This is a genomic window from Leptospira haakeii (assembly GCF_002812045.1).
Lineage (GTDB): Bacteria > Spirochaetota > Leptospiria > Leptospirales > Leptospiraceae > Leptospira_B > Leptospira_B haakeii.
On the sequence record NZ_NPEG01000004.1, the window covers coordinates 33274 to 46289 of the forward strand.

11 protein-coding genes are annotated in these 13016 nt (G+C 40.8%); all 11 read left to right on the top strand.

Going from position 1 to position 13016, the window contains the following annotated elements:
- Window positions 1-8: 8 nt before the first annotated feature.
- The 11 genes from pnp to CH377_RS09115 all read left to right on the top strand — a co-directional run bounded on the left by pnp (window position 9) and on the right by CH377_RS09115 (window position 13009).
- Window positions 9-2096, top strand: coding sequence for a polyribonucleotide nucleotidyltransferase (gene pnp / locus CH377_RS09065; protein ID WP_100723502.1), 2088 nt, complete (start codon window positions 9-11; stop codon window positions 2094-2096).
- A 40-nt stretch (window positions 2097-2136) separates the two neighbouring features.
- Window positions 2137-3429 carry a M16 family metallopeptidase gene (locus CH377_RS09070; protein WP_100723649.1) on the top strand — a complete coding sequence of 431 codons (1293 nt, stop codon included), beginning with the start codon at window positions 2137-2139 and terminating at the stop codon, window positions 3427-3429.
- Window position 3430: 1 nt separating this feature from the next.
- On the top strand, window positions 3431-3865 hold the full coding sequence (gene dut, locus CH377_RS09075; protein ID WP_100723503.1) for a dUTP diphosphatase: 435 nt from the start codon (window positions 3431-3433) through the stop codon (window positions 3863-3865).
- 107 nt (window positions 3866-3972) lie between these two features.
- Window positions 3973-6813 (top strand): DNA translocase FtsK, encoded by a 2841-nt coding sequence (locus CH377_RS09080; RefSeq protein WP_100723504.1) that lies wholly within the window; start codon window positions 3973-3975, stop codon window positions 6811-6813.
- Window positions 6814-6915: 102 nt separating this feature from the next.
- Window positions 6916-7647 (top strand): LolA family protein, encoded by a 732-nt coding sequence (locus CH377_RS09085; protein WP_100723505.1) that lies wholly within the window; start codon window positions 6916-6918, stop codon window positions 7645-7647.
- A 25-nt stretch (window positions 7648-7672) separates the two neighbouring features.
- A complete protein-coding gene (locus tag CH377_RS09090) occupies window positions 7673-8800 on the top strand; it encodes a helix-turn-helix domain-containing protein (RefSeq protein ID WP_100723506.1) in 1128 nt (375 codons plus the stop codon).
- An 8-nt stretch (window positions 8801-8808) separates the two neighbouring features.
- The gene (rimO, locus tag CH377_RS09095; RefSeq protein ID WP_100723507.1) at window positions 8809-10134 is read left to right on the top strand and encodes a 30S ribosomal protein S12 methylthiotransferase RimO; all 1326 of its coding nucleotides are present in this window, start codon (window positions 8809-8811) and stop codon (window positions 10132-10134) included.
- Window positions 10131-10865: a CDP-diacylglycerol--glycerol-3-phosphate 3-phosphatidyltransferase gene (gene pgsA / locus CH377_RS09100; protein WP_100723650.1), complete on the top strand. Its 735-nt coding sequence runs from the start codon at window positions 10131-10133 to the stop codon at window positions 10863-10865. The genes rimO and pgsA overlap by 4 nt, the downstream gene beginning before the upstream one ends.
- Window positions 10855-11865, top strand: coding sequence for an anthranilate phosphoribosyltransferase (gene trpD, locus CH377_RS09105; RefSeq protein ID WP_100723508.1), 1011 nt, complete (start codon window positions 10855-10857; stop codon window positions 11863-11865). Before pgsA ends, trpD begins: the two co-directional genes overlap by 11 nt.
- 54 nt (window positions 11866-11919) lie before the next feature.
- The gene (gene yajC / locus CH377_RS09110) at window positions 11920-12258 is read left to right on the top strand and encodes a preprotein translocase subunit YajC (protein ID WP_100723509.1); all 339 of its coding nucleotides are present in this window, start codon (window positions 11920-11922) and stop codon (window positions 12256-12258) included.
- Window positions 12259-12298: 40 nt separating this feature from the next.
- Window positions 12299-13009, top strand: coding sequence for an SRP-less Sec system protein (locus CH377_RS09115; protein ID WP_100723510.1), 711 nt, complete (start codon window positions 12299-12301; stop codon window positions 13007-13009).
- Window positions 13010-13016 lie beyond the last annotated feature (7 nt).

Sequence of the window (13016 nt, forward strand, 5' to 3'; positions counted from 1 at the left end):
AGTTCCTCATGGCTAAAACTATTAATGGCCAATTTGGCCGTGATTCAATCACTCTCGAAACGGGAGATTGGGCGAAGCAAGCCCACGGGTCCGTAGTATATAAAACCGGAAATCTAGTTTTATTAGCAACTGTTTGTGCCGCAGACGAACCTAAAGAAGGCCAAGACTTCTTCCCACTTACTTGCGAATATTCTGAAAAAGTTTATTCAGTAGGTAGATTCCCAGGTGGATATTTTAAAAGAGAAGCAAAACCTTATGAGCATGAGGTTTTAAACTCCAGGATTATCGACAGACCGATCCGTCCTCTTTTCCCTGAAGGATATTTCTGCGAAGTTCAATTGCAGGTAACTGTTCTTTCTGCGGATAACGAAATTTCTACAGCTGGTCACGCGTTGAATGCAGCTTCTGCAGCATTAACGATCTCTAATATTCCTTTTAATGGTCCAATTGCTGGAGCAAGAGTAGGAAGAATTAACGGAGAACTCGTATTAAATCCTGGTAATAAAGAACTACAAAATTCCGATCTGGATCTGGTAGTTGCAGGAACTAAAACCCATATCGTAATGATAGAGGGAGAAGCAAAGGAATTATCCAACACAGAAATGTTGGAAGCATTGAAGTTTGCTCACGGGCATATTGCTAAATTTGTAGAACTTCAAGAGTCCTGGGCGAAAGAACTCGCTGTAGTCAAAAAAGAAGTTAAACTCAAAGTAAAAGACGAAACTCTTTTGGGCGAAGTTCGCAAATATGCATTCGATAAGATCTCTTCTGCAAATAAAACTGCAGATAAAGCTTCTCGTAATAAAGAAATTTCTAATGCAAACAAAGAAGTTGTAGAACACTTCAAAGAAACCGTTACCGAATCTGAAAAGATCAAGGACATCAAAAACTTCTTACATGAACTCGAGTATGAGATCGTAAGAGAGCAGGTATTGAAAGAAGGAGTTCGTTTCGACGGAAGAAAGTTGGACGAAATCCGAAATATCAGCGTAGAGATGAGTCCTCTTCCGGGAGTTCACGGTTCCGCAGTATTTACAAGAGGTCAAACCCAGTCTTTGGGAACAGTAACTCTTGGAACTGCATCCGACAACCAACGTTATGAAACATTGGAAGGTCAGAAAGAAAAGAACTTCATGCTTCATTATAATTTCCCTGCATTCTCAGTAGGAGAAGTAAGAAGATCTTCCGGACCAGGTCGTAGAGAGATCGGTCATGGAAACTTGGCAGAAAGAGCTCTTAAATTAGTTCTTCCTAAGCCGGATGATTTCCCTTATGTGATCAGAGTTGTATCCGAAATTTTAGAATCCAATGGATCTTCTTCCATGGCTTCCGTATGTTCCGGATCATTGGCTCTAATGGCAGCAGGAGTTCCGATCAAGTCCGCAGTTTCCGGAATTGCAATGGGATTATTCTCCGATGAGAGTGGAAGATTTGCAGTATTATCCGATATCGCGGGATTGGAAGATCATTTTGGTGATATGGACTGCAAAATCGCAGGAACTAGAAAAGGAATTACTGCATTCCAAATGGACTTAAAAGTAACTGGTGTTGCGTTTAACGTTCTTGAAGCAGTATTTGCTCAGGCAGAAAAAGCTCGTTTCCATATTTTGGATGTGATGGAAAAATCCATCTCCAAAGCTGCGGATTCCGTTTCTCGTACTGCTCCTAAAATTATCGTAAAATATATACCTAAAGATCGTATCGGAGAATTGATCGGTCCAGGTGGTAAAAACATCCGTGGAATCATCGAAGCTTCCGGAGCGGATATTAATATAGACGACGATGGAAAAGTGACTATCGCTGGAGCCAACCAAGAGCAGGCAGAAAAAGCTGCAGGTATGGTAGAAGGTTTCTTCGCGGAAGTAGAAGTAGGAAAAATTTACGAAGGCAAAGTAAAACGTATAACCGATTTCGGTGCCTTTGTGGAGATTCTGCCAGGTAAAGAAGGACTTTGCCATATTTCCAAATTGGATTCCAAACGTGTGAATTCAGTGAAAGACGTAGTTAAAGAAGGTGAGATCATCCGTGTCCGCGTATTGAACGTGGATAAAACAGGTAAGATCGATCTTTCCAGAAGAGACGCTCTCGAAGTTTAAAGTGAATAAGACCGGCGAAATTTTTTCGCCGGGTAGTACATTGGTTTTTCTAGAAGAAAAAAATCATAAAATAACATTAGGGAACGGACTTGTAGTCTTGTTCCAACGAGCTCCTTATTCAGTAAGCGTGTCTATGGGAGTGTATGTAAAAGTGGGATCCAGGTCTGAAACTTTGGAAAACGCTGGTTACTGTCATTTCCTAGAGCATATGCTTTTTAAAGACACTGAAAAGCGAACTGCAAAACAACAAGCGGAAGATTGGGAAAGAGTAGGAGCTTACTCTAACGCGGCCACTTCCAGAGAATACACTTACTTTCATGCAACCTTAGCTTCCAGAGATCTGGAACTCGGATTGGAATTACTTTCAGAAATGATGTTCCAACCTTTGTTTAGGGACCAAGATATCCGTACAGAAGCGGAAGTCGTTTTGGAAGAGATGAAGGGGTATGAAGATTCTCCGGAAGATGCCATTCACGATTTTTATTATAATAATTTATTCAGAGAAAATTCTTTAGGTAGAGATATTATAGGGACCGAAGCCTCGATCAGAGGAGTAACTCCTACTAGTCTCAGGAAATTTTACGAAACCTATTATCATCCGGAGAATATGATACTTTCTCTTTCCGGAAATTACGAACCTGAGTTTGTATTCGATCTGATCTCTAAATACTTCTCCCATTCGGTTAAAAAAGGAAAAGAAGGAACATTCGAAACTCCTAAAAAAGAATTCGGATATTTCCGCAAAGGAAATAAGGAAACTGAACAGGCCTATTTTATTTTAGGCGCGGAAGGTTTTCCTCGAAATTTCCATGATGCTACAAGGCTGTCTCTTCTCACACATGTTTTAGGCGGGGGAATGTCCTCTCGTTTATTCCAAAAAGTAAGGGAAGAAAAAGGACTTTGCTATCATATTACAAGTTATCCTTCTTCTTATCGTGATGTTGGGATAAATTCGATCGTATGTTCCTCTTCTAAGGAAAGATTTGCAGAAAGCCTGGAACTGATCTTGGCAGAAGTTAAACTTTTCGTGGATAAGGGAGTTACTTCCCAAGAATTGAAAGATGCCAAGACCAATCATGAAGGAAGTCTTTCCATTGGTTATGAGCATACTGAAAGTAGAATGAATAATATAGCTTTCCAAGAGTTATACTATGGAAAATACAATTCTTTAGAAAATAGGATCAAAGAGATCCATTCAGTAACTGAAGAAGAGATCAACGAGACTGTTCGAAAAATATTCGCACTTCCTGAGTTGCATCTTTCCGTTTTGGCAAAATTAAAACCGAAAGAAGAGCAAAAAATAAAATCTATTTTCGAATCCTATTCGTACTAATATGAAAATTCCGATTAAGAAGTTAAAAGAGAAGGCGCTCTTACCGGAGATCAAAACATCAGGTTCTGCAGGTTATGATATTGCTGCTTGTTTGGATTCCACTCTGGCATTACCCGTTGGGGAAGTGGTTTTAGTTCCTACAGGACTTTCTTTCGCTATTCCGGAAGGATTTCATTTCGAAATCAGACCTCGTTCCGGATTTTCTACTAAGTTTAAGATCTTAATTCCAAATACTCCAGGTACAATCGACTCTGATTATAGAGGAGAATTGATGGTACCTCTACTCAACCTGGGAAAAGAGCCATATCTTCTCGAAGACAAAACTAGAATTGCTCAATTATTGATCCGCCGCACTTGGCATACAGACTGGGAACTTGTGACTGAACTTCCTGAATCCGAAAGAGGAGCAGGGGGGTTCGGTAGCACCGGTTTTTGAGGCGCGGAGATTAGCAAAAACTCTGTCTCTTTTTTTTAACTTTGCGTCTCTTTTCCCGGAATTAAGTCTCTTTTCGGATTCCATATTTCTGCCGATCCTTAGGGAGTATGGATAGAAGGGACCAAATAGTCGGACAAAATATAGCGATTTGGGAAAAGGGAAGAGCGGCATTGCCATATCTTCTACTTTTCACTGGGATTTTCCTGACCCTTTCTCTTGGTTCCTTTACCATCGCTGAAAATGGAGTGGAAGCCAACCTTTTCGGTAGACTGGGCCATTATCTTTCCTGGGGATTTTTATACTTATTCGGAAATGCCTCCTTTGTTCCCGGCATCATGCTTATTTTAACTGGCGGGATCCTTCTTGCTAAACCCGCTCAGGATGTAACGAACAAACTTCTTACCATTCCATTATTCTTACTCGCAGTCGCTGTGAGTTTAAATGTTTTCGGAAATGTTTCCACAGTTCCATTTGCATCTAACGGTGGGGTTCTCGGCCAGGCATTAGCCGTGGCTTTGGAATATCTTCTTGGTTCTACCGGAAGACTTCTTATCCATTTTGTGGTCTATTTTTACGGCATACTTGTTTATTTGAACGAATCTCCGGTCCATTTTTTAGGAAGGCTTCTTGCACAAAGCGGCCGGGACTGGAAGGAGCAATGGCTTTCCGGTTATATGAGTGGAAGAACCAAAAAAGAAGACGAGATCCCAAATTACGAACCTGCATTTGCAAAAACCAAATCGGCTGATTGGTCCAAAGGTCTTGCAGGTATGATGAATTCAATTCCTTCTTGGAAAGAAACAAACACTGAAGTTTCTGAAGAAAACGTGCCTCCTTGGTTTCGCAGAGAAGTTTCGGGTCCTTCTTCGGAGAAACAAAATCCAGTGAAAGCTGCTACAAATCTAGAATCATATATACAAAAAGCAAAGGGATACTCTAAGACCCAGGACTTAAGAGAATCTAATGTGCAATATAGAAACTCAGGTCTTCTCCAAGGGTTTTTTGAAGATGATAGAAAAATTTTCCAATTCCAAACTGCTTCTTCTCGACTTGTTGAGAAGGTATACGGAGTTCCGGAAAGAAAAGAAGAAGTTCCAGCTGCTTCTTCCAAAAAAGCATGGGAGATCTTGGATCTTAGGAGTGAAACTTCTACACTACCTTCTTTTACGAAAGAAGAAGTTCAGTCCGTAGTTGCAGAACCGGAAGAGTTGGAAGAGGATATCCAACCTCTCATTTCTAATAAAGAAATTATAGAAGATGTTTCTACAGAAGAGGAAAACTTCTTAGAAGAAGGCGAAGAGCTGGAAGAATGGACTGAAGAGGAAGATTCTTTAGACGAACTAGAAGACTCGGAAGAAGAATACGAGGAAGAAATAGAAGAATCCGACGAACCAACTGTAGTTGTAGAGGCGGAGCCGATAGTCATTCCTAGTGCATTACTTTCTCCTCCTGCAGTTGTCCCTGAGAAAAAACAAGAGAAACCGAAACAATCTGAACTTCCTTTTACGCCTGTTTCTATGGTGCCAGTATTCCGTTCTAAACGTTCTGTGTATCATATTCCTCTGAATCGTTTGAAGAGCAATCCTACAAAGGTCCAAGATGCACTTTTCAAAGTAGAATCGGAAAAGGTTGCGTTCGAGATAGAGAATGCTCTGAAAGTATACGGTTACGAAGCTAAGGTGGTAGGTTGGGAAAGAGGCCCTATTATCACACGTTACGAACTCACTCCTCCTCCTGGTGTAAAATTGGGAAGGATCACTTCTTTAACTGACGAGCTAAGAATGTATCTTGCAGTTAAGAATATACGTATTGTCGCTCCTATTCCGGGTAAATCCACGATCGGTATAGAGGTGCCTAATAAACATAGAGAAGATGTTTTCTTAGGAGATATATTACGTTCTTCTTTAGCTCCTAAACCTAAAAAAGATCTAAATATTGTGATCGGTAAGGATATCTCCGGTAAGCTAGTATCCATCGATCTGAATAAACTTCCTCACTTGCTTGTGGCCGGAACTACAGGTTCCGGTAAATCTGTTTGTTTAAATGCGATGATCGCTTCTCTTGTCCTGAATCTTTCTCCGGAAGAAGTTCGTTTTATCATGATCGACCCTAAGATGGTGGAACTTACCTTGTTCGAGGATATTCCTCATCTTCTTATGCCAGTGATCAAAGATGCTCGTAAAGCAACCAAATCCCTTTCTTGGGTGATCCAAGAGATGGAAGCGCGTTATGAGGCCGTTTCCCAATTGAAATGTAGGGACTTCCGTTCTTATAATGAGAAAGTAGAAGAACATTATCACAAAGAAGGTTATAATAAAATGCCTTATCTTGTGGTGTTTATTGATGAGCTTGCTGATCTAATGATGGTTTCCGGAAAAGATCTGGAAGATGCGATCACTCGTATCAGCCAGAAGTCCAGAGCGGTCGGGATCCATTTAGTGATGGCGACCCAAAGACCTTCTGTGGATGTGATTACCGGTCTTATCAAAGCAAACTGTCCTGCTAGGATTGCATTTCATGTGGCCCAAAAAACGGATTCGAAGATCATTTTGGATATGAATGGTGCAGAGTCTCTTCTTGGAAAAGGAGACATGTTGTATAAGTCTCCTACTTCTGCGGACCTGGCAAGGATCCAGGCTCCATTTATCTCTGAAGAAGAGATTGAGAAGATCGTGGATGAGGCCAAAAAATACGGAGCTCCTACCTACGTAGAATTCGATTTGGAAGAAGAGACCGAATCTGAATCTGCAGAAGAGATGGATGAGGAGCTATTTGATAAGGCCTGGGAAATAGTAAGAACGGATAGAAAAGCGAGCGCAAGCTACTTACAAAGACGTTTGAAAATCGGCTATAACAGGGCGGCCCGGATCATGGAATTAATGGAAGAAAGGGGATACGTTTCTCCGATTCTGGGATCTAAGGGACGGGAAATTTTAAGGTCCGCATAAAAATTCGACCCGGTCTAGGAATTTCCAGGCCGGGAAAAGAAACCAAGTGACAGTGGGGCGGATACTCGCCATCCTGGAAAAAAATCCCTGCATTACCTGAGAATGAAAGATACCAGAAGCAATCGTTCTATATTTATCGCCCTTGGCCTTGTCGTTTTATTCGGCAGCTTCTCCCTAGGCGCTCAGTCCTCCGCAAAACACCATTGGAATTCACCTTCTGAAGTGGTTAAAAAAGTCAGAAAAACTTTTTCGGACCTAAAAGCTTATAAGGCTGATTTTGTAATCCAAACGGAATCGAACAAAAAAGTGGTCACTAAAAAAGGTGTCTGCTATTATAAGAAAGGTGGAAAGATCAAATATGAATTTTCAGATCCTTCCGGTGATGAGATCGTTTCCGATGGAAAAACTCTTTGGATCTTCATCAAAAGATTAAATGCCGCAGGAAAGCAGGATCTTACATTAAATAAATCTAATAAATCCGGTCCTATTTTTTCGCCAATGACAGAAGAGGGGCTTTCCAGGATTTTCAGAAAGTATCATTATAAATTCGAGTCTATAGAACAACCTCAGATTTCTCCTAAAGACAATCGTCAATATTTCGTATTGGCTTTGGAACAAAGAGAGAAGATCGGCGGTTATGAAACTATGACACTTTACGTAGACGCGCAAACTTCCTTTATTAAAAAGGCAATTGCAAGTGACGGAAGAGGTAAGACCACCACTGTAGAATTTTTCGGATTGGATCCGAATGCAGATGTCGAGGATGGAGTATTTAATTTCCGTCCTGACGGTAATTCTAAAATCGTAAATAACCCCTTGGTGTCGGAAGAATAAATCTTCCTAGGAAAGGAGAGCGAAATTGAATCAGAAACGAGTAGGGCAAATCCTTAGAGAGGCTAGGGAAGAAAAAAAGCTCACTGTAAAGGACGTATCCAAGGATACGAATATTTCCGTTAAATATATTCTCGCATTGGAGACAGAGGACTATGCTCAGTTTCCTGGAGAAACTTTTACCATAGGTTTCCTAAAAAACTATGGTAGTTACTTAAAGCTAGACACGGGGATGCTGATCAATTTATATAGAGGTGAAAAGATAGAAGAGTCCCAAGCTCCTCTAGAAGAGCTCACCAAACCTACTTCTAATTTTTATTATGATCTAAACTTCGATAAGAACAAACTGATCACTGCTATTTCGGTTCTGATGGTGGCGATTGCGGCTGTTCTACTTTATACCTTCATTGACGGGTCTTCTTCTGATGACGATGTAGCGGAAGAAAGTGGAAGAAGGTTAGAGATCCCTGAAAACATAGATTTTATCAATCGTTCCGTTCCTGAAACAAGACCTGAAAGTTTTATCTTAACTGCGAACCAAGGTGTAAGTTTTAGTGCTTCTAACCAACAATGTAAACTTTTCATTTCTTCAGTAGAACAAGGGTCTGATACGAACACTGCAGTTCTTGCATTCAATGTGTATCCCGAATTGACCGTTTACAAATTCAGATTGTCCGAAGGACAGGAAAAGGTGCTTAGCTATTCTATTCCTGAAATTTCTTCCTTACGTAGAAGTATCAGGATCGCTGCTCAAAGTGTGACCGGAAGTTCCGCAAAAGTTTTGGTTTCTTTAAGTGAAGAAGAGAAACAAGGCGCTACTGTACAGTCTAATCCTCAAGGAGAAGACTCCACCAAAACCTTAGGTGATGTTCCGATCCAGGTTACATTATTTTTCTCTAAACCGAGTTATGCAGAGTTCATGATAGACGGGCAAATGGGATTTAGAGGCCTTGTACAAGGTGGAGAAAATAAAACGCTAGAAGCGAAAGATCGTCTGGAGATCAAAGTTGGAGACGGTTCCGCAGTGGAGATGATCCAAAACGGAAAACCTAAAGTTGTTTTAGGACGTCCCGGAAAATTAGTTAAGAAAGTTTATATAAAAACACCAAACCCTTACGATAGCACTCAGTTTATCATTAAGGAGTTGGGCGAGTAAGGCTTCGTTTGGATAAAAAGTTCTACATTACCACTCTTGGATGTCCCAAAAATACCGTGGACTCCATGAGCATGCACCACTCTCTTTTGGAAGAAGGTTTTCTTCCGGCAACAAAACCGGAAGAGTCCGACTTCCATCTGATCAATACCTGTACTTTTATCCGCTCCGCTACCGAAGAGACCATCCAAACTATTTTGGGTGCGGCTCACGCTAAAAAACAAGAAGGCCAGAAATTAGTCGTAGTAGGATGTTTTGCTGAAAGATATCCGAAAGATATTTCTGCGGAGATCCCGGAAGTGGATCTGGTATTTGGAACCGGAAAATATTCCCAAGCAGGAAAGATCATTAAAGAAGCTTTCCGCAGGGATATCTCTTCTCCTGCAAAAACCGAATTCAACTCAGATATAGTAGAAAGAATGAAACTTTCTCCCGAGATAGAAAACTATTCTAAACCTTATGCGTATGTGAAAGTTTCTGATGGTTGTAATAGAGGTTGTGCATTTTGTATCATTCCTTCCCTTCGCGGAAAATTCGTGGATTCTCCTTTGGAAGAGATCATTAGGGATACTAAAAGAGCGATTGCCGCAGGTGCAAAAGAGATCTGTTTAGTTTCCCAAGATACAGTGTATTACGGAAAAGACTCCGACAAACTTCTGGATATGATCAAGGCTGTCTCGGATGTCGAGAACCTGGAAATATTAAGATTATTATATTTATATCCTGATAAGAAGACTGAAAAAATCCTCAGACTCATGGGAGAAACTACTAAGATCGCTCCTTATCTGGAATCTCCTCTTCAACATGTTTCAGAAAGAGTATTGAAAAACATGAATAGAAGCGGCGGATATTCCCAGTTCAGGGATCTATATTCTCTCGCAAGAGAAATGAGACCTGATCTTGAGATCAGGACTTCTTTTATCTTAGGTTTTCCTGGAGAAACAGGAGAAGATGTGGATGAGATCCTACGTTTTGTGGAAGAGACTCGTCCTGAAAAATTGAATTTATTTTCTTATTCTCCTCAAGAGGGAACTAAGGGTGCAGATCTTACCCAAACAGTTTCCGACAAGGAGAAGGCGAAAAGGATCAATCTGATCCGAGATACACATTTGAAAATCTTACAAGAGATCCATGAATCCAGAATAGGTAAAACATATACTGCGATAGTAGATGGATTAGAAGGTAATACTGCAATCGTCAGACGTTTGCAAGATGCTCCTGAAATAGACGAAGTGGTTTATGTAGAAGATCCTTCTTTGAAGCCGGGAACAATCGGAAAAGTGAAAATCGAATCTTTTTACGAATATGACATGATGGGAACTTGGTTGGAATCTTGAATCCGAATATTAACTTACCCAACGCTCTTACCGTACTGAGAGTAGCTTCACTTCCTTTTTTTATCTGGTTCTTATATCAGAAGGAACAGGCGTATCATATCGCCGCTCTGGTTTTATTCTCTCTTGCATCTATCACTGATTTTGTGGACGGTTATCTGGCCAGAAAATGGAAACAAGAGACCGAGTTCGGGAAATTTTTAGACCCACTTGCAGATAAGATCATTGTAGTAGGCTGTTTTACAACATTTATATTTTTACACGAACAGATCGAACTTTGGATGGTAGTACTTATCATCGGAAGAGATATGTTGATCACAACATTACGTTATCTTGCGATCCGTTTAGGGAAATCTATCCGAACCACCATGCTTGGAAAGGTTAAGACCGCCTTCCAAATGGGAGCCATTATTCTAATTTTGATCTTCTTTATATTAGTTTCTTCGAATAAAAGAATTCTGATCAATGAGGTCTACCAAAGTGGCAAACTTGCAGGAATGACCGTTTTTGGGATAGCTTCCGAAAACGCAGTTGCATTCGTTAAGGTTTGGCAGGAAAACGGTGCCCCCGGCTGGAATGAATTGGTATTCGGATTGGGTGGATTTGTTCCTTATTTCGGAATGCTATTGACCACTCTCATCACCGTACTTTCCGGAATTCGTTATTTGATCTCAAACAGGGAAGTGATCCGTTACAGCTCTATACGGAGGGCATTCGGTAAAAATGGAAATTAGACAAGCTATCATCAAAGTTTTAGAAAAAAAGAATCTTACAGTTTCGGAAGCGGAGACTGTGATCAATTCAGTAATGAGAGGAGAAGTATCTGAGATCCTACTTTCTTCTTTTTTGACCGCAATGAGAGCAAAAGGAGAAACAGTAGACGAACTATTGGGTTTCTGTTTGGCTCTTCGCCGTAACGCGCTCAAACCTAAAACCGCTTTTCCTTTTGATATGTTGGACACCTGTGGGACAGGCGGCGACGGAAAAGGAACGGTGAATATCTCCACACTTTCTGCAATCGTACTTTCTTCTCTTGGGATCAAGGTTGCAAAACATGGCAACCGTTCTGTTTCTTCTCATACCGGTTCTAGTGATATCCTGGGAAGGCTAGGTTATAATACTGAAAAGACCCAAGAAGAAGTGGAATCCCACTTAGTAGAAAACGGATTTGCATTCTTATTCGCTCCTATGTGGCATCCATCTATGAAGTTTGCAGGACCTGTACGTAGAGAATTGGGTTTTAGAACCTTATTTAATATGATCGGACCTCTGAGTAATCCATTCTCTCCTCAATATCAGATCATTGGTGTGTACGAGCCTGAATTGACTGAAACTTTTATCCGAGTTCTGCAAGGTTTGGGTTTGAGAAGGGCCCTAGTATGTCATTCTCGAGACGGACTGGATGAATTTTCCATTTTCGAAAAAACGGATTATACTCTGTTAGAAGATGGAGTTATCTCCAGAAAAGACTTTGATCCTAAAGATCTGGGTTTAAAAGATCTGAATCCTGAGGAAGTATTTACCAGTGGGCCGGACCAAGCTGAGTCCTTAGCTAGAAAGATCCTGGCAGGAGAGAAGATCGCGGGCACCCATGCAGTTGCCTTGAACGCTGGAGCAGGGCTTTTCACCTTGGGTAAAGCTAGTTCTATCCTAGATGGATATAAAACAGCATTAGAACAGTTGGCTTCCGGAAAAACAGGCGCCTTCTTTCAAAATTTAATTACCAAGGGATAATAAAGGAAAATACTGGTCTCAAAAAGGACCAAAAAAGGAAACACAGGTTTCACCATGTTTAGCAATTTTCAAAATTTATTAATATTAGCCCAAGCGGATCCGGCTGGGGCACAAGGTGGCGGGTTTAATACTCTATTATTCATCCCGATCCTATTTATCATTCTGTATTTTATAGTGATTCGCCCTCAAAGAAACGAAGAAAAGAAAAGAAAAACGATGATCGAGGGTCTACAAAAAGGGGACGTGGTAATCACTTCTTCCGGGATCCATGGCAAGGTAGTAGAATTTAAGGATAATAACGAAACTGTTGTTTTGGCGATCGCTAAGGACACCAACGTTACCTTCAATTCCAGCACGATTTTAAGAAAGAAGGAAAAAGAGAAAGAGGCGTAATTCCCTTTTTCCGATAGTATCAGTATAACCGGTGCGACTCATGAATAAGATCCTATGCCTACTTCTTTGTATTTCTTTGACCCTGCCAATTTTTGGACAGGACGGAGAAGAAATCGATTTTTTGGATAAGGTTTCCGAACCTAAGAAGACAACCACTTCTTCCAAAAAGACACCTCTTGCAAAAGCTTCTAGAAAGAAAAAAGTAAAGAAGAACGCTGGCAAAAAGAAGAAGGCTGTCGAGTCCAAAGAGACCGAGCAGAAAGAATCCGAGCCTAAGAAAAAAGTAGATCCGGAAATCGCACCGGAGGATCCCTCTCAGGGAAAAAATTCGGGAGATCCTAACGGGCCGAATGAAACCACTGAGAGAAATCTAAATAAAGAAGTTTCTAATCCTGAAGTTTCTGCTGAGATCCAAAAGCCGTACTGGTTAAATGAAGAAACAAATTTAAGTCCTAAAAATCTGCCTGGGTTTAATGCTAGTGCTTCTTCTTTGCCTAAAGAAGATATTTCTATCAGAGAGAAGTTGGGAGAGATCCTGAAACTCGGAGACGATAAGAAAAAAGAAGAAGAGAAAAGAAAGGCCGCAGAACAAAAAGAACAGGGAGCTATCGCAGGATTTTTCTCTGAACATAAAAAGGCGATTATCATAATTGCAATCATACTTGCTTTTGCTTTATATCAATTCAGAGCCAAAGGCGCACGCGTCACTCGGCGTTCCCCTGTGACCATCAATAAAGTGAGAAGAGACTAGGAGTCCG